Here is a 19,118-nt window from a genome sequence, read left to right as displayed (position 1 = left end):
GTATTGCAACCACTGATGGAGTCCCCATTGAAGACCGTTCTGATCACCGGATGCTCGTCCGGCTTCGGCCTCGAGACCGCCAAGTACTTCCTCGAGCGCGACTGGAATGTCGTCGCCACGATGCGCACGCCACGCGAAGACGTTTTGCCCCGTTCCGATCGCCTGCGCGTGCTCGCGCTCGACGTCACCGACCCTGAAAGCATTCGCCAGGCCGTGGAGGCCGCGGGGCCAATCGACGTGCTGGTCAACAACGCAGGCATCGGATTGCTGGGCGTTCTCGAAGGCAGCTCGATGGAGCTTGCCCGCGAAATCTTCGAGACGAACACGATGGGCACGCTGATGTTGACCCAGGCGGTGCTGCCTCAGTTCAGGCAACGCAGGGCAGGTGTCATCGTGAATGTATCGTCGAGCACCACGCTGAAGCCGCTCCCGATGCTTTCCGTGTACACCGCGAGCAAGGCGGCGGTCAACGCATTCAGCGAGTCGCTCGCGCTTGAACTCCGGCAGTTCAATGTGCGGGTGAACCTGGTCCTGCCCGGGCGGTCTCCCGAGACTCCCTTCAGCAAGAACGCACAGCCCCGGATGCAGGCGGGAATTCCGCAGGCGTACGCCGAGTTTGCGCAGGGCGTATTCACGGCAATGGGGCAATCGCCAGGGCCGGTCACGCACGCGCTGGATGTGGCGCAAGCTGTATGGCGCGCGGCGAATGACCCGTCGTGCCCGATCCGGATTCCCGCCGGCGCAGACGCCGTGGCGCTGGCCGAGGCGTTGACCTGACATCGGACGCTCGCGTTGGCAGCGCAACCCGCCCGCGAGTGCCAATAAAAAACCAACACCGGCACCGATTTCAATCGGCAGGCAAGCAACGCTGCGGATCGATAAACGCGCCCGAAAACAGCAGCATCGTTACCAGCTGTTGTTCGTGAGCCTGTCGAACACATCTTGAGACCTGCCTGTGGGCATCGGCGCAAGCCGGGCGCTCGAAATGGCGCCGCCCTCGAATCTCCTGAGAACCTGAACAACGCACTGCGCCGGTCAGCCGGATCGGCCCTGCGTTGTCAATCTCCTTCACTCTAGAACCAATGTAGGAATCTGCCCCGATTCAGCGGCCGAACTGAATGGGAAGTTCGCACATCTTGTTTCTCACGGAAGCAGAACGGATTGCGGTTTAGACGTACTTTTATTGCACTGCAGCATCAAAAAAACGGGCCTCCGGGCTCGTGGTTCGACAGGGTTCTTCGGTCAAGTCCCTTTCATCAATGGGCGATGTGCCGGCACGGTTGCCGGTGCGCGCCGTCGACGTTTCAAGAGGTGGCTATGCGTGCGTCCAAACCGATTTCGTATCTGCTCTTTCGTCGCCCGGCGCGCATTGCCGGCACCATCGACCGCCGCGCCCGATCGCGGCCCGGTCGAAGTCGGCAGAGGGGTTCATTCGTTCCCAAGCTGGCGGCCTACGCGCTGCTGGCTTTCGTGCTGTGGCTCATGATCGCGACCTTGATCCAGCCGCTGCTGTCCGCGCAGGCGACGCGGGCCGTCCTGGAGGCGCCCGTGGGACTGGTCACCTCGCCGATCAACGGCGTGGTGACGCAGATGGCGGTGCATACGCGCGACGCGGTGGTGCCGGGCTCCCTGGTGGCCACGGTGCGCAATCCCACGGTCAGCCAGGAGATCCTCACCACGCTGACAACGCAGCGTCTTGCCTTGCAAAGCCAGCTGTCGCAGCTGGGCAATCAGTTCAAGGCCGACAGCCAGGAGATGAGGTCCGTCGGGCAAGAGGCCCAGGTTCACCGCCAGGCTTCCCTAGCCCAGACATGGGACGCATGGCAGATCGCCCAGCGGCAGCGCGACGTGGCGCACAGCGTGGTGGCCGAGCAGGAGAACAAGGTCCGCACCAACGAGGCATTGCTGAAAGAGGGCGCCATCAGCGAGCAGGTGATGAACGCGGCCGAGGCCCAGCTGAGCACAGCGCGCGCCAACGCGGCGGTGGCCGAGCAGGCCTTTGCCGGGCAGGCGCAGACCGTGGTGAGCGCGGGGCAGGGCGCCTTCGTGGGCACCGGGGGCAGCAACCTGTTCCAGACGCTCTCGAGCCGGCGCGAAGCATTGCGCAACAGCATCGACCGCGCCCAGCAGGACGGCACTGCCATCTTCAAGCAGCTCAAGCAGATCACACAGCTTGAAGACGATGAGCGCCGCCGCGTCGAGAAGCTCGCCGCGTACCAGGTCACGGCCACCCAGCCTGGCCTGGTGCACACCGTGCTGGCGCCCGAGGGCGCGTACGTCACTGCCGGTGCCTCGCTGGTGCGCGTCACCGATTGCAGCCGGATCGGCGTCGTCGCGGTGTTTCCCGCGCGGCTGGCCAAGCGGTTGAGCATCGGCTCCATGCTCGACGTGAAGATCGGCGAGAACAGCACCGCGTTGCCTGCACGTGTCGAGCAATTGCTGCCCGAGGCTTCCGAGGCGCTGCAGAGCACGTACAGCGTGCCCTTCCCCTATGCCGAGCAGGGCTCCATCTATGCCGTGGCACGCATCGAGGACAGCGGGGTGCAACAGGCCGAATCCCGCAGGCAGAGTCTCTGCGTGCCGGGCAAGGTGGTCTCCGCAAGCCTCAAGACCTGAGCACGGGCACGTTGCGCTTCTTCTTCAAGAGAACGACATGCCGATCTCTGTTTTTTCCCGCGCATGGATGCGGTGCATGCGGTGCGCCGTCGCATCGATGGCGCTGGCCTGCGCGGCAGCGGCGACTTCGGCGGCCCAGCCCGGCGCCACGCAGCAGGCGCTCGCACGTGACAGCTGCGACGGGTTGCGGCGCGCGGTCGCGCACGACCAGGCGGGCGTCGCGTCGGGGCCGTTGTTCCTCAACAGCTACAGGCCGACGGACGCCGGACAGGGCGAGCCGCCGTTCGAGTCCGCGCTGGCGGGCGCTGCCTTCACCTACGACAACGCATTGGCCGGCATCGCACTGCTGGCCTGCGGCGACCGTGCCGCCGCCAGGCGCATCGGCGATGCCGTGGTGCGCGCCGTTGCGCACGACCAGAACTTCACCGACGGGCGCGTGCGCAACGCCTATCGCGCCGGGCCTGTCACCGAAGAAAAGCCCGCGCTGCCCGGCCGCTGGGACGCAGGCCGCAAGCAGTGGATTGCCGACGCCTACCAGGTGAGCACCGCCACCGGCAACGTGGCCTGGGCCGCGTTGCTCATGCTGAACCTGTTCCAGGTCGAGCCGTCGCCGGCCTATCTGGCGACCGCACGCAAGCTGCTGGCCTGGACCGAGCAGAACACGCGCGCCACGAACGGCGTGGATGGCTACAACGGCGGGCGTTACGGTTGGGACAACGCGCAGCGCGCCCAGACCTGGAAGTCCACCGAGCACAACATCGACATCGCCATGGCGGCCGCCTGGGCTGCGCGTGCCGCCGGCCAGCAGGGCGGGCCGGAGCAACGACAGGCGCGCACAGCGCTCGACTTCGTGGGACGCATGTGGAATCCGTCGGAGCAGCGTTTCAACATCGGCACCAAGGAAGACGGCGCGACCATCTCCACCGAGAGCTCGGGCCTGGATGCGCAACTGTGGCCACTGCTGGCAGCGCCCGAGGGTTCCTGTGCCTGGGCCCGCGGGCTCGAATGGATGGAGAAGCACCATCGCTTCGAGGTGGGCTACGGCTTCTCGCGCAATCCCGACGGCATCTGGACCGAAGGCAGCGCGCAGGCCGCCGCCACGCTGGTGGCGCGCACAGGCTCGGCGCCCGAGGCGCTGTGGCAATTGCTCGCATCGCAACGCGCCGGCAACGGCCTGTACTACGCAACGCCGAGTTCGCGCATTTCCACCGGCCTGGCCATCGGCCCCGACTCGGCCGGCGCGGACTTCTACTACTACCGCTGGCCGCACCTGGGGGCCACTGCGTGGATCGCCCTGGCTGCCACGGGTTTCAACCCCTTCACCGGCAAGACCGCCGCACCGGGAGTCATTCCATCATGTCCAGCCTGATCGCCACACCGGAATTCCAGCTCAACGCACTCGTCGCGGGGCTCGCGTTGCTCCTGATGACCTGGGCCAGGGTCGATCGCATCACCCATCGCGCGCTGTTCGGCGCGCTGACCGCGCTGCTGCTGCTGCGGTACGCAGCCTGGCGCGTGGTCGCCACCATGCCGCCTTCGGACCTCGGCTTCGAAACACTGTTCGCCTGGGTGTTCCTTTGCTTCGAGATGACCGCCATCGTCTACACGCTGATGTCCATCCACATGCTGGTGAAGCGTCGCGACAACCAGTCATTGGCCGACCGGGGAGAGGCCCTGCTGCGTGCTCGCGGCGGGCAGGTGCCAGCGGTGGACGTCTTCATCTGCACGTACAACGAAGAGCTGGCCGTGCTGGAGAAGACCATCATTGCCGCCCAGGCCATCGACTACCCGCAGCTGAAGGTCTGGGTGCTCGACGACACCCGGCGCGACTGGCTGCGCGACTATTGCGAGCGCCGCGGCGTGCACTATGCGCGGCGGCCCGACAACAGCCACGCCAAGGCCGGCAACCTGAACAACGGGCTGCGCCTGTCGGCGGACGTGACCAATGCGCCCTACATCCTTGTGCTCGACGCAGACTTCGCGCCGCAGCGCGAGATCGTCTACCGCATGCTCGGGCTGTTCGGGGACCGCCGTGTCGGGCTGGTGCAGACGCCGCAGTTCTACTACAACGCCGATCCCATCCAGCACAACCTGCGCGCCACCGACAGCTGGGTCGACGAGCAGCGCGTGTTCTTCGACGTGCTGCAGCCGGCGAAGGACGCGGCGGATTCCGCCTTCTGCGTGGGCACGTCGTTCATCGTGCGGCGCGACCTGATCACTGCCGCGGGCGGCTTTCCGGTCGGCAGCGTGTGCGAAGACATCCACACCACCTACCTGCTGCTGCGGCACGGCCACGTCACGCGCTGGCTGGGCGAGCGGCTGTCGAACGGGTTGTCGGCCGAGAGCATCGTCGACTACATCAACCAGCGCAGCCGCTGGTGCCTGGGCACGGTGCAGCTCGCGTTGCTGCCCGAAGGGCCGTTGCGCGGCAGCGGCTACAGCCTCTCGGCGCGGCTGCATTTTCTGCACGGGGTGCTGCATTGGCTCGGCAAGCCTTTCATGGCGTTGATCGTGCTGGCGCCGGTGCTGTACTGGTATGCCGGCGTCTCGGTCTTTCACGCCACGCCGCAGGCCTTCGCCGCCTACGGGCTGCCGCCGCTCATGATGTTCTGGGCCTACAGCTACTGGATCAGCCAGCGGCGCTGTCTGCCCGTGTTCAGCGAGGTGAGCCAGCTCGTGGCGGCGATGGCCGTCACCGGCACGCTGGCCAGCGCGATGCTGCGGCCCTTCGGTCGCCCGTTCAAGGTGACGGCCAAGGGGCTCGATCGCACCAGGACCGTCGTGCACTGGAAGCTGGTCGCCGTGTTCGGCGGGCTGCTGGTTGCGCTGCAGGGCGGGGGCGCATCGGCTGTGATGCGCGGTGCGGCGCTCACGCCCGGCGACGAGCTCAATCTCGTGTGGACCGGCATTGCGCTGATCCTCTGCCTGGGTGCGCTCATCGCCTGCATCGACCTGCCCCGGCCGGAGCAGGAGGAGCGCTTCCCCTGGCGCGCTCGCACCCGTATCCGCACCGCGGCGGGAGAGGGCGATTCGCGCTTCGTCAACATCGCTTCGGACGGCGCACTGATGGAGGGGGGGGGCTTGTTCAAGCGCCTGCACATCGGACAGCTGCTGGAGGTCTACATCGACCCCGTCGGCTGGCTACCGGCCCGCCTTGCTGGCCGCAGCCGTGCCGGCGCCGAACTGCGGTTTGCCGGCACCGAGGCGCAGCGCGAGCACCTGGTGAGCCACGTGTTCAATGTGCCTCCGAGCCACGTTGCCGTTCAGGTGCGGCCATGGCGGGCCGCGTCGGCGCTGCTCGCGAGCGCGGGCTTCCGGTCGCCCGAAGCAGGGTTCGTGCGCCTGAGCCTGCGGCTGTTCCTGCTGGTGCTGGCGGTGTGCATCCTGCTGGTGGTGAGCGGATGCAATTTCACGCCGCCGCTCAAGCAGCCCGACCTGTCGATGCCTTCGCAATGGCCGGCCGGCGCGACGCGGCCGGCCGCGGATCCCGTGGACTGGCGCGGCTTCGTGCAGGACGACGAGCTGCGGGGGCTGATAGCAACCGCGCTGGATCGCAACCGCGACCTGCGCGTCTATGCCGCGAAGGCACGCGAAGCGCGGGCCGTGTATGCCGGAAGCCGCGCCTCGCTGTTCCCGCCACTGGGACTGTCGGCCCATGCCCAGCGGGCGCAGACCACGCCGCAGGGCTCGCTCAGCCCGGTCGGCAACCTGCCGTCCGACGGGAGCGTTTCCAACAGCTTCGACATCCAGGCCGGCGTGACCTCGTACGAGCTCGACTTCTTCGGCCGCCAGCAGAGCAGCGCGCAGCAAAGCGGCTCCCTGGCCGAGGCCGGCGACAAGGACTACGCGGCAGCGCGCATGAACCTGGTGGGCGAGGTGTCGAATGCCTACCTCACGTTGCGCGCAGACCGCGCCTTGCTGAGTCTGGCCGATACCAACGAGGCCGCGCTGAACGCCAATGCCGACATGATCGGACGCGCCAAGGCGGTCGGCGGTGCTGCGCAGCTGGACGTCTATCGTGCGCAATCGCTGTTGCAGAACGCCCGCGTGCGGCAGGAAGAGTTCCGCATGCGCGTCGCCCAGGATCTGCAGGGGCTGAACGTGCTGGTAGGCCAACCCGTGCCGCCGGACACGGGCGCCGCCCGGCCCTGGCCGCAGCGTTCCACCGCGCAGGTCGCGCCCGGGTTGCCCTCCAGCCTGCTGCAGCGTCGGCCCGACCTGCTGGCGGCCTATGCGCGCGTCGAAGCCGCCAATTCGGGCGTGGGCGCGGCCAAGGCCGCCATGCTGCCGACCATCTCGCTGACGGCCCTCACGGGCGGCGTCAGCCGGGAGCTGTCGACGCTGCTGAATGGCAGCAACAGCAGCTGGGCCGGTGTGCTGGGCGTGTCGTTGCCCCTGTTCGACTGGGGGAGCCGGTCGGCCAACGTCAAGGGCAACGAAGCGCGGCTCGCGGCAGCAATGGCCTCTTACGAATCCGCGGCGCAAGTGGCTTTTCGCGAAACTGCCAACGCCCTGATTGCCGACGACCATCTGCTCCCGCAACTCGAGGCGCAGCAGGCACGCGTGCAGGCGCTCGAGAAGGTGGCCAGCATTTCGCGCACGCGCTTTCGCAGCGGCATGGAGGACTACTTCTCCAGCCAGGACGCGCAGCGCGAACTCTATGCCGAGCAGCAGCAGCTGATCGAACTGCAACTCAAGGCGGCCGTGAACACGGTCAATCTGTACAAGGCCCTTGGAGGCGGATGGGGCAGTGCTGCTTAGGCGGGGGCTTGGCCGGGGGCGTCAGTAAGCCGCCCCGCCGCCCAGCAAGGCTCGCCGGGCGAGCAGGAAGGTCGCGGCATTCCAGCTCTGCCCGGCCATGCCCATGGGCGCCAGCGTCCGGCCGTGGAACCACTCGGTGAAACGCCAGTCGTCGAGCGCGTTGACCTGCGCCAGCTGAACGAGCTCGGACCAGGCCTGTTCATGCAAGCCCAGCCTGGCGAGCGCCATCACCCAGAAGCCGCCCACGAAGGGCCAGATGCCACCGTTGTGGTACTGGTGCACGATGTTCTGCTGATGGCGCCCCATGTAGGCCCGCCACAGCGGGTGCTGGCGCGACAGCGGATGCAGCACCACGCGCACGGGGTAGGGCTCGCCGGCATGCGCCTGCGTGATGGTGTCGACGATGCGATGTGCCATGGCCGGATCGGCCAGCCCGCTTTGAATGGCCAGCACGTTGCCGAACACGTCCCCTTCGTCGCCGACCACGGCCAGGTTGACGAAGCTGAGGTACAGGCCCGGGTCGCGCCGGCCGCGGCGCGCATAGTGCTGCAGCAGCCGGGCCCGGTGGTATTCGGGCAGGTCGCGCTGGAACGGATTGAACAGGTGGTTGAAATGGTGCTGCGTCTCCTCGGCATGATCGAGCGCATAGCGGCGCTTGACCTCATACCAGAGCGCGTTGCTGTACAGCACGTAGCCCGAGCGCGGCATGATGTCGGCCCAGTCGCTGGCTTCGTTCTGCTGCAGCAGCCGGAAGTGCTGGTGCTCCTGCGCCAGCAGCCAGTCGACCGCGCGGCTCACCTCGCGGGCCCAGTGCGACGGGCCGACCTGCCCATGGCGGCGCACGTGGTCCACGGCAATCAGCCACCACAGGGTGGCGTCGATGCAGCCCAGGTACCAGAAGTCGGCATCGCGCCCTTCGGGGTCGACGTATTTGGGAATCTGCCCGTTGGCCGCCTGTTGCGCCGCGAGCGCGTCGAGGCTGGCCACCGCACCTTGTTCCAGCGCGGGCACGCCGCTGCCGCACATCGCGATCACGCATATCGCAGCGTCGCGTCCGAAGATTCGCGTGTAGCGCCGGGCCTCGGCGGCCTCGGTCCGAAGCGCCGCGAGGATGCCGTGCGGCGTCAGGTTTCGTTCGAGAAGCGCGAGAGAAGCCTGCGAGCAGGTGTCGAGCAATGCGAGCGCGGGGGCATCAAGGTCGGTCATGAACACACATCGTGGCCTGGGGCTGTCTTTTTATCACCCGCCGGCGTGCGCACCGGCGGGCGACTCGGGCAACTCTCCGACACGGCGAGGCGGCGCAGACCGTAACCGCGGCGTGCCGCACGCCTGCAAATTGGCACAGGCCATGCGAGAACCGAAGTCGGTCTTCGAACAACAGTTCCGCAGGCCTTCAACAGGAGCGCCGGTGCAGTCGAACCATTCACTCCAGAGCGAGCGAGACGCTTATCTTTTCCGCGAGGGAACCCACTCCCGCCTGTACGACCTGCTGGGTTGCCACCCTCTGGAAGAGGGCGGCGCCCGGTTCGCGGTGTGGGCGCCGAACGCGGAGTCCGTCTCGGTGGTCGGCGACTGGAACTACTGGTCCGGCGACGCCGACCCGCTGGCACCGAGTCCCGACGGCACGGGCATATGGCAAGGGCAGGTTTCCCATGCCGCGATCGGCCAGGCGTACAAGTACCGCATCCGTTCCCGCCATGGCAGCTACACGGTCGACAAGGCCGACCCTGTCGCCTTCAGCGCGGAGCCGCCGCCCGCCACTGCATCGCGCATCTGCGAACTTTCTTACGAATGGGGTGACGCCGAGTGGATGGCCACGCGCGGGCCGCGCAATGCGCTGGACGCCCCCATGTCGGTCTACGAGGTGCACCTGGGCTCGTGGCGGCGCCGCGATGGCCTGTTTCTCGACTATCGCGAGATGGCGCACCAGCTTGCCGCCTACGTGAACGAGATGGGCTTCACGCACGTGGAGCTCATGCCCGTGACCGAGCATCCCTTCTACGGTTCGTGGGGCTACCAGACCACCGGCTACTTCGCGCCCACCGCGCGTTTCGGGGCGCCGCAGGACTTCATGTACCTCGTCGACCACCTGCACCAGCAGGGCATTGGCGTGTTGCTCGACTGGGTGCCTTCGCACTTTCCGACCGACGAGCACGGGCTCGGGTACTTCGACGGCACGCACCTCTACGAACACGCCGATCCGCGCCAGGGCTTTCACCCGGAGTGGAACTCCAGCATCTTCAACTACGGCCGGCCCGAGGTGCGCAGCTTCCTGGTGTCGTCGGGGCTGTTCTGGCTGAACGTGTACCACCTCGACGGGCTGCGCGTGGACGCCGTCGCGTCGATGCTGTACCTCGACTACGCGCGAGAGCACGGCGAGTGGATTCCCAACCGCCACGGCGGCCGCGAGAACCTGGAGGCCATCGACTTCCTCCAGACGCTGAACCGTGCCGTGTACCGCGAGCACCCCGACACGATCACGGTGGCCGAGGAATCGACCGCGTGGCCGCGCGTGTCACGGCCCACCGACATGGACGGCCTGGGCTTCGGCGAGAAATGGAACATGGGCTGGATGCACGACGTGCTGGCCTACATGAAGCAGGAGCCGGTCCACCGCAAGTACCACCATCACAAGCTGACCTTTGCGCTGGTGTACGCCTTCCACGAGAACTTCGTGCTGCCGCTCTCGCACGACGAGGTGGTGCATGGCAAGGGCTCGCTGCTCAACAAGATGCCCGGGGACGCCTGGCAGCAGTTCGCCAACCTGCGCGCGTTGTACGGCTTCATGTGGGCGCATCCGGGCAAGAAGCTGCTCTTCATGGGCGGCGAGTTCGGCCAGCGACGCGAGTGGACACACGACGGCGAACTCGAATGGTGGGTCTGCGAGCAGGAAGGGCACCGCGGCCTGCAGCGCCTTGTGGCCCAGCTCAACCGCGTCTACCGCGGTGCGCCCGCGCTCCACCAGGTCGACTTTTCGTCCTCGGGGTTCGAGTGGGTCGCGGCCGACGACACCGACACGAGCGTGTTCGCCTTCCTGCGCAAGGCGAGCGACGGCAGTCCGCCCTTGCTGGCGGTGAGCAACATGACCCCGGTGCCGCGCACCAACTACCTGCTCGGCGTGCCGCTGGGCGGCCACTGGCGCGAGCTGATCAACACCGACGCGGCGGAGTTCGGCGGGGCGGGCTGGGGCAATTTCGGGGGCGTCGAAGCGGCGCCCGTGCGTTCCCATGGCCGCAGGCAATCGGTGTGCATCACCTTGCCGCCGCTGTCCACGCTGATCCTGGAGCACCGTCCCTGATGAAGAACATTTTCTCGACCAAGCCCGCCCCCACAGCGGCCGGAACCGACATCGGCTTCGACGACGGCGCGGTCCGCGCGGTCATCGACGCCGTGCTGCCGTGCGTGGACAACGGCCGCTTCCCGGTGAAATGCGTGGCCGGCGAGCGGGTGCGGGTTCGCGCCCATTGCTTCACCGACGGGCACGATGTGCTGCGCGTGCAGCTGTGCTGGCGCGCGCACGACCAAGCCCAGGCCGCATTCCGCGAAGTGCCGATGAAGTCGCTCGGCAACGACGTGTGGGAGGCCGTGTTCTCGCCGCCATCGATCGGGCGCTACGTCTACACCGCAGTCGCCTGGGTGGACCCGTTCGAGTCGTGGCGCAGCGAGATGACGCGGCGCGTCGACCCCGATGACGTGCGCATTGCCGCGCAGGTCGGTGCGCTGGAAATCGCTGCCGCCGCCGCGCGCGCCGAAGGCGCCGACCGCACCGCGTTGAACCGCTGGGCCACCGAGCTCGATGCCGTGGCGGCCAGCCCCGCGTACGACGTCGTCTCGCTGAAGGCGCTGGCGCTCGACGACGAGTACGCCGAGCTGGCGCGCCGCCATCCCGACCGCCGACATCAGGTGCGCCACCCGGTCGAGCTGCCGCTGGTCGCCGACCGCGAGCGCGCGCGCTTCAGTACCTGGTACGAGCTGTTCCCGCGCTCGACCGGCCCCGCGCCCGGCGTGCACGGCACCTTCAGGGACGTGGAGGCGCGCCTGCCGGCCATTGCCGCGATGGGCTTCGACGTGCTGTACTTTCCGCCGATCCACCCCGTCGGCCGCGAGCAGCGCAAGGGCCCCAACAACGCGCTCGAAGCCGCTCCCGGCGACGTGGGAAGCCCGTGGGCCATCGGTGCGGCCGAAGGCGGGCACAAGTCGATCCTTCCGGAGCTTGGCACCGAAGAAGACTTCAGGCACCTGCTCGCACGCGCGGCGGAGCACGGCCTGGAGATCGCGCTGGACATCGCCTTCCAGTGCGCGCCCGACCACCCCTACGTGAAGGCGCACCCCGACTGGTTCCGCTGGCGCCCCGACGGCAGCGTGCAGTACGCCGAGAACCCGCCCAAGAAGTACCAGGACATCTATCCCTTCAACTTCGAGTGCGAAGACTGGCGCGGCCTCTGGGCCGAACTCAAGAGCGTGTTCGACCACTGGATCGCGCAGGGCGTGCGCATCTTCCGCGTGGACAACCCCCACACCAAGGCCTTTCCGTTCTGGGAGTGGGCCATCGGCGAGGTGAAGCGCGTGCACCCCGACGTGATCTTCCTGGCCGAGGCCTTCACGCGGCCGAAAGTGATGCACCGGCTCGCGAAGCTGGGCTTCTCGCAGTCGTACACCTACTTCACCTGGCGCAACACGAAGGAGGAGTTGCAGGAGTACTTCACCGAACTCTCGAGCGGCCCCGGCGTCGACTACTTCCGACCCAACGCGTGGCCCAACACGCCCGACATCCTGCACGAGCAGCTGCAGGCCGGCGAGCCCGCCATGTTCATGTCGCGGCTGGTGCTGGCCGCCACGCTCGCAGCCAACTACGGCATGTACGGGCCGGCCTATGAGCTGCTCGAGCACCTGCCGCGCGGACCCGGCAGCGAGGAATACCTTGATTCCGAGAAATACCAGCTGCGCCACTGGAACCACGACGACCCCGCAAGCCTCGCCCCCTTCATCGCGCGGGTGAACCACATCCGCCGCGAGAACCCGGCGCTGCACCGGGACAGGGGCCTGCGCTTCCTGCACATCGACAACGACCAGTTGCTGGCCTATGCCAAGGAATCGCCCGACGGCGACAACGTGATCGTCACCGTGGTCAACCTCGATCCGCACAACATGCAGTCGGGCTGGCTCGGGCTGGAACCCGGCAGCGTGGGCGTGCCGGCCGGGCGCAGCTTCCAGATGCACGACCTGCTCAGCGGCCAGCGCTTCACCTGGCAGGGCGACTGGCACTACGTGCGGCTCGATCCCCACAGCGTGCCCGCGCACATCTTCGTGGTCCGTCGCCGCCACGGCGACGAGCGCGACTTCGATTACTTCCTGTGAGGTCGCCTGCCCATGAACGCACCCGTCTCCCACATCGCACTAGAGACCGTCGAGATCGACACCAGCGACGATCCGCTGTGGTATCGCGACGCGGTGATCTACCAGCTCAACGTCAAGGCCTTCTTCGACTCCAACAACGACGGCATGGGCGACTTCAAGGGTGTCACCGCCAAGCTCGACTACGTGAAGGAGCTGGGCGTCAACACCATCTGGCTGATGCCGTTCTATCCCTCGCCGCTGCGCGACGACGGCTACGACATCTCCGGCTACGAAGATGTGCACCCGCAGTACGGCACGCTCGACGACTTCCGCGAGATGCTGGCCGAGGCGCACAAGCGGGGCCTGCGCGTGATCACCGAACTGGTCATCAACCACACATCGAACGAGCACCCGTGGTTCAAGGCCGCGCGTCTTGCGCCGCCCGGTTCGCCCGAGCGTGACTTCTATGTGTGGAGCGACACCGACCAGCTCTACCAGGGCACGCGGATCATCTTCACCGACACCGAGACCTCGAACTGGACCTGGGACCCGGTGGCCAAGCAGTACTTCTGGCACCGCTTCTTCAGCCACCAGCCCGACCTGAACTTCGACAACCCGAAGCTGATGGAGGCGATCCTGAAGACCATGCGCTTCTGGCTCGACATGGGCGTGGACGGCTTCCGGCTCGACGCCATTCCCTACCTGGTCGAGCGCGACGGCACCAGCAACGAGAACCTGCCCGAGACCCACGCGGTGATCAAGCAGCTGCGCGCGGCCATCGACGCCGAGTACAAGAACCGCTTCCTGCTGGCCGAAGCCAACATGTGGCCGGAAGACGTGCGCGAGTATTTCGGCGATGGCGACGAGTGCCACATGGCGTATCACTTCCCGTTGATGCCGCGCATGTACATGGCCATCGCGCAGGAAGACCGGCACCCCATCGTCGAGATCATGGCGCAGACGCCCGACATTCCCGAGGGCTGCCAGTGGGCCATCTTCCTGCGCAACCACGACGAGCTCACGCTCGAGATGGTGACCAGCAAGGAGCGCGACTACATGTACACCATGTACGCGGCCGACATGCGCGCGCGCATCAACCTGGGCATTCGCCGGCGCCTGGCGCCGCTGATGGAGAACGACCTCGACCGCGTGAAGCTCATGAACGGCATGCTGCTGTCGATGCCGGGCTCGCCGATCATCTACTACGGCGACGAGATCGGCATGGGCGACAACGTGTTCGTGGGCGACCGCAACGGCGTGCGCACGCCCATGCAATGGAGTCCCGACCGCAACGCCGGCTTCTCGCGTGCCGACCCGCAGCGCCTGTACCTGCAGCCGATCATGGACCCGATGTTCGGCTACGAGGCGCTCAACGTCGAGACGCAGGCGCGCGACAGCAGCTCGCTGCTGAACTGGACCAAGCGCATGCTCGCCGTGCGCAAGACCAGCCACGCATTCGGGCGCGGCAGGCGGCGCTTCCTGAAGCCGGGCAACCGAAAGATCCTGGCCTACCTGAGCGAGTACGACGGCGACGTGATCCTCACGGTGTTCAACCTGTCGCGCGCCGCGCAGCCGGTGGAACTCGACCTGTCGGAGTTCAAGGGCTTCGTGCCGATCGAGATGCTGGGCCGCGCGCCGTTCCCGCCCATCGGCGAGCTGCCATACCTGCTCACGCTGGCCTCGTACGGCTTCTACTGGTTCAAGCTCACAGCAGAGGCCGACGCGCCGAGCTGGCACGAGCAGGGCGTGGCGCTGCAGGAGTGGCCCACGCTGGTGCTCTTCGACGGCTGGACCAGCTTCTTCCGCGACCGCGTGATGCCGTGGCGCATCGGCATGTCCGAGCGCATGCGCAACCAGTTCGAGCTGGAGACGCTGCCGCGCCACATCGAGATCCAGCGCTGGTACGCCTCCAAGGGAACAGCCATCCAGCGCGCACGGCTGTTCGACCACGCCGTGTGGGACGTGAATGGCCTGAGCTGGATGCTGTCGCTGCTCGACCTCGAAGGCCCGGCCGGGGGCGCCACCTACTTCATGCCGCTTGCGCTGGCCTGGGAAGAGCGTGACGAGGAGCGCATGGCCGGCGTGGCGCAGGCCGCGCTCGCCAAGGTGCGGCAGCAGGCGCAGGTGGGCCTGATGGGCGATGCCTTCTACGACGAGGCCTTCTGTCGCGCGCTGGTGCACGCCATCGCAAGCGGCACCGAGCTGCCGACGCTGAACGGCAAGCTGGTCTTCAGGCCGACGGCCGCCTTCGCGGAGATCGCCGCCGACATCGACATAGACGCGCTGCCCGTCGGCCGTCCGAGCGGCGTGAGCAGCAACACCGTGGTCACGCTGGACGAGACCCTGTTCCTCAAGGGCTACCGCCACGTGCGCGAAGGCATCAACCCCGAGCTGGAGATGGGCCGCTTCCTGACCGAGGTGGCGCGCTACCCGCACTGCGTGCCGGTGCTCGGCGCGCTCGAGTACATGACCAACGACGGGCGCACGATGACGCTCGCGATGGTGCAGAGCTACATGGCCAACCAGGGCGACGGCTGGGACTACACGCTCGGCTACCTGGAACGCTTCCTGCGCGATGTGGCCACCACCGACGGTGACATGCCCGACGTGTCCGCGGTGCACGGCGGTTTCCTCGCACTCATGGCCACGCTGGGGCGGCGCACTGCCGAGCTGCACCGCGCGCTCGCGATGCGCACCGGCTCGGCCGCCTTCGACCCCGAGCCGCTGGCCGCAGCCGACTTCGCCAGCTTCAAGACGCACGCTGCGAACGACGCCACGACCACGCTCGCGCTGTTGCGCGAACGGCTCGAACTGCTGCCGTCCACCGCGCAGGCCGATGCGCGCAACCTGCTGGAAGCGGCCGATGCGCTGCACGCCGGCATCCAGGCGCGCCACCCGGTGGAAGGCGGCGGCATCAAGAGCCGCTACCACGGCGACTACCACCTGGGCCAGGTGCTGGTGAAGGACAACGACTTCGTCATCATCGACTTCGAGGGCGAGCCTGCCCGCAGCTTCGAGGAGCGCCGCGCCAAGAGCTCGCCCCTGCGCGACGTGGCGAGCATGCTGCGCTCGTTCAACTACGCCCGCTGGTCGGCGCTGCGCCGGGTGGCGCAGAGCACTGACGAAGCCGAGCGGCTGGCCGCGCCGGCCATCGCCTGGGAGCGGGCGACGCGCGCCGCCTTCCTGTCCGGCTACGGCGCCACATTGGCGCCACCCGACGGCGCGCCGCTCGATGCCGAACTGCTCTCGCTGTTCGAGCTCGACAAGGCCCTCTACGAGCTGCGCTACGAGCTCGGCAACCGCATCGAATGGGCGCAGGTTCCGCTGCACGGCGTGCTCGCGCTGATCCAGCCGGCCCGCGCCTGACACCACCGACGCCACCCCTTCAACGGAAGACACACCATGGAAAATTTCGGCATTCACCTGGAGCCGCTGCGCGCCATCCTCTACCAGGTCGGCGCCTTCATTCCGCGCCTGCTGATCGGGCTGGTGGTGGTATTCGTCGGCTGGCTGGTCGCCAAGGCGGCCCGCTTCGCGGTGACGAAGGCGCTGCGCGCAATCAACTTCAACGTGCTCACCGAACGCGCCGGCCTCGACAACTTCCTGCGCCAGGGCGGGCTGGCGGGGGACACCAGCAGCCTGTTCGGCATCCTGACGTACTGGCTGGTGATCCTGGCTTCGCTGCTCATCGCCTTCAATGGCATGGGGCTGAGCTACATCGCCGATCTGCTGGGGCGCATCGTCTGGTTCGTGCCGAACGTGTTCGTGGCGCTGCTGGTGCTGGCCTTCGGCTCCTACTTCGCGCGCTTCGTTGGCGAAGCGGTGGGCAGCTACTTCCGCGGCGTGAAGATGCAGGACGCGGTGCTCTTCGGCAAGGTCGCGCAGTACGCGGTGATGGCCTTCGTGATTCTCATCGCACTCGACCAGATCAAGGTGGGCGGCGACATCGTGCGCGAGAGCTTCCTCGTGATTCTGGCGGGCGTGGTTTTTGCGTTGGCCCTGGCATTCGGGCTGGCCGGCAAGGATTGGGCAAAGGCCCAGATCGAGCGCTGGTGGCCGCGGCAGATCAAGGACGCCAAGGCACCGCCGAGCGTGACCACCGTCGGCAGCAGCAGTCCCACGCGTTTCGACAACGACCGTCCACCCCGCTGAACCCCGCTGAACCCCGCTGAACGCACCCGAATGACACGAAAAACCAATCCGACGATCAACGCCGTGTGGCCCGGCCGGCCCTATCCCCGTGGTGCGACCTGGGACGGGGAGGGCGTCAACTTCGCCTTGTTCTCGCAGCACTCGGACAAGGTCGAGCTCTGCCTGTTCGACGAGCGCGGCCGCCAGGAGCTGCAGCGCATCCTGATGCGCGAGCGCACGGACGGCGTATGGCACTGCTACCTGCCCGAGGCGCGCCCCGGGCAGGCCTACGGCTACCGCGTGCATGGGCCCTACAAGCCCGAGGAGGGGCATCGCTTCAACGCCCACAAGCTGCTGGTCGACCCGTACGCCAAGGACCTGGTGGGCGACCTGCGCTGGGGCGATGCGCTCTACGGCTACACCGTGGGCAGCAAGCGTGAAGACCTCTCCTTCGACCGACGCGACAGCGCACCGCTGATGCCCAAGGGCCGCGTGCTCGAAACCGCGTTCACCTGGGGCGACGACCGCCGCCCCTCGGTGCCGTGGCAGGACATGGTGATCTACGAGATGCACGTGCGCGGCTTCACCATGACGCACCCCGACGTGCCGCCCGGGCTGCGCGGCACTTATGCCGCACTCGGCTGCGCGCCGGTGGTCGACTACCTCAAGCGCCTGGGCGTGACCACGGTCGAGCTGCTGCCCGTGCACAGCTTCCTCAACGACCGGCACCTGGCCGAGAAGGGCCTGCAGAACTACTGGGGCTACAACACGCTGGCCTACTTTGCTCCCGAGATGCGCTACAGCGCCTCGGGCAAAGTGAAGGAGTTCAAGACCATGGTGAAGACGCTGCACTCGGCGGGCATCGAGGTGATCCTCGACGTGGTCTACAACCACACCTGCGAAGGCAACCAGCTCGGGCCCACGCTGTCGATGCGCGGCGTGGACAACGCCTCGTACTACATCGCCAACGCCGAGAACCGCCGCTACTACGACGACTTCACGGGCTGCGGCAACACCGTGAACCTGGAGCATCCGCACGCGCTGCAGCTGGTGATGGACTCGCTGCGCTACTGGGCCGAGGAGATGCACGTCGACGGCTTCCGCTTCGACCTGGCCTCGGCGCTGGCGCGCGAGGCCGGCAAGGTCGAGAACCTCGGCGGCTTCTTCGATGCGATCCGCCAGGACCCCACGCTCAACCGCGTGAAGCTCATCGCCGAGCCCTGGGACCTGGGCCACGGCGGCTATCAGGTCGGCAACTTTCCGCTGGGCTGGGCGGAGTGGAATGACCAGTACCGCGACGGCCTGCGCGGCTTCTGGAAAGGCGACGGCGGGCTCATTGGCGAAGTGGCCAAGCGCGTCACCGGTTCCGAGGACCTGTACGGCTGGTCGGGCAAGCGGCCCAGCGCCAGCATCAACTTCATCACGGCGCACGACGGCTTCACGCTGCACGACCTGGTCTCCTACAACGACAAGCACAACGAAGCCAACGGCGAGGACAACCGCGACGGCAACAGCCACAACGTCTCATGGAACTGCGGCGTCGAGGGCCCCACCGACGACCCTGAAGTTGTGGCCCTGCGCGAGCGCCAGAAGCGCAACCTGCTGGCCACGCTGCTGCTGTCGCAGGGCGTTCCGATGCTGCTGGCGGGCGACGAGCGCGGCCACACGCAGCAGGGCAACAACAACGTCTACTGCCAGGACAACGAGCTCGGCTGGATCGACTGGACCTCCACGCCCGAGCGGCTGGCGCTCGCGACTTTCGTCGAGCGCATGGTGGCGTTGCGCCGTGCGCACCCTTCGTTCCGGCGCCGCACCTTCTTCGCCGGCAGGCCCGCCGAAGGCGAGACCGTGACCGACGTTCACTGGCTCAAGCCCGACGGCCAGGAGATGCGGCCGGAAGACTGGAACGACGCGAACGCACGCTGCATTGCGATGTATATCCCCGGTGGCGGCATTGCCGACCGCGGGCCGCGTGGCGAGGTGCAGCACGACGACGACTTTCTCGTGCTGCTCAATGCACACCACGACGAGATCGCCTTCACGCTGCCGCCGATGCCGCACGGCGCGTGGCGGTTGCTGGTCGATACGGCCAGCAGCACGCCGCCGCTCGCCACCGAGGACGCAGCCGCGCTCGCCCCGGCATGGGCGCAGCCCAGCTATCCACTTCAATGCCGCTCGCTCGTGGTGCTGAGCCGGCCGGATGTGCGGCCATGAGCGCAGCGCCGGGCCGCCCCAAGCAAGCTCGCACCGCAGTGCGAAGCACGGAGGTTCGC

At 67.4% G+C, this 19,118-nt stretch carries 10 protein-coding genes; 9 read left to right on the top strand and 1 reads right to left on the bottom strand.

What is annotated here, in order from left to right; genetic code table 11:
* The first annotated feature begins 27 nt into the window (after positions 1–27).
* The 4 genes from ACZYSP_RS28500 (at position 28) to ACZYSP_RS28485 (ending at position 7,377) form a co-directional block, all read left to right on the top strand.
* Positions 28–777, top strand: coding sequence for an SDR family oxidoreductase (locus ACZYSP_RS28500; protein WP_093080428.1), 750 nt, complete (start codon positions 28–30; stop codon positions 775–777).
* 540 nt (positions 778–1,317) lie between these two features.
* A complete protein-coding gene (locus ACZYSP_RS28495; protein ID WP_093052436.1) occupies positions 1,318–2,616 on the top strand; it encodes an HlyD family secretion protein in 1,299 nt (432 codons plus the stop codon).
* 76 nt (positions 2,617–2,692) lie between these two features.
* Positions 2,693–3,985, top strand: coding sequence for a hypothetical protein (locus tag ACZYSP_RS28490; RefSeq protein WP_489017877.1), 1,293 nt, complete (start codon positions 2,693–2,695; stop codon positions 3,983–3,985).
* A complete protein-coding gene (locus tag ACZYSP_RS28485) occupies positions 3,973–7,377 on the top strand; it encodes an efflux transporter outer membrane subunit (RefSeq protein WP_093080433.1) in 3,405 nt (1,134 codons plus the stop codon). The genes ACZYSP_RS28490 and ACZYSP_RS28485 overlap by 13 nt, the downstream gene beginning before the upstream one ends.
* 21 nt (positions 7,378–7,398) lie before the next feature.
* Here the strand turns inward: ACZYSP_RS28485 and ACZYSP_RS28480 are convergent, their stop codons facing one another.
* The gene (locus tag ACZYSP_RS28480; RefSeq protein ID WP_093080435.1) at positions 7,399–8,583 is read right to left on the bottom strand and encodes an amylo-alpha-1,6-glucosidase; all 1,185 of its coding nucleotides are present in this window, start codon (positions 8,581–8,583) and stop codon (positions 7,399–7,401) included.
* Between the two features lie 142 nt (positions 8,584–8,725).
* Here ACZYSP_RS28480 and glgB point away from each other — a divergent pair, with 142 nt between their 5' ends.
* Genes glgB through glgX form a run of 5 tightly spaced genes read left to right on the top strand, consistent with a single transcriptional unit; the run spans position 8,726 to position 19,059 of the window.
* Positions 8,726–10,675: a 1,4-alpha-glucan branching protein GlgB gene (glgB, locus tag ACZYSP_RS28475; RefSeq protein WP_489017874.1), complete on the top strand. Its 1,950-nt coding sequence runs from the start codon at positions 8,726–8,728 to the stop codon at positions 10,673–10,675.
* The gene (locus ACZYSP_RS28470; RefSeq protein ID WP_093080441.1) at positions 10,675–12,735 is read left to right on the top strand and encodes an alpha-1,4-glucan--maltose-1-phosphate maltosyltransferase; all 2,061 of its coding nucleotides are present in this window, start codon (positions 10,675–10,677) and stop codon (positions 12,733–12,735) included. The genes glgB and ACZYSP_RS28470 overlap by 1 nt, the downstream gene beginning before the upstream one ends.
* Before the next feature lie 12 nt (positions 12,736–12,747).
* On the top strand, positions 12,748–16,080 hold the full coding sequence (gene treS, locus ACZYSP_RS28465) for a maltose alpha-D-glucosyltransferase (protein ID WP_093080443.1): 3,333 nt from the start codon (positions 12,748–12,750) through the stop codon (positions 16,078–16,080).
* Positions 16,081–16,116: 36 nt separating this feature from the next.
* Positions 16,117–16,866, top strand: coding sequence for a mechanosensitive ion channel family protein (locus ACZYSP_RS28460; RefSeq protein WP_093080446.1), 750 nt, complete (start codon positions 16,117–16,119; stop codon positions 16,864–16,866).
* 30 nt (positions 16,867–16,896) lie between these two features.
* Positions 16,897–19,059 (top strand): glycogen debranching protein GlgX, encoded by a 2,163-nt coding sequence (gene glgX, locus ACZYSP_RS28455; RefSeq protein ID WP_093052412.1) that lies wholly within the window; start codon positions 16,897–16,899, stop codon positions 19,057–19,059.
* The last annotated feature ends 59 nt before the right edge of the window (positions 19,060–19,118 follow it).

The organism is Variovorax sp. F042, assembly GCF_057814215.1.
This window is presented reverse-complemented; position numbering and strand designations above follow the sequence as displayed.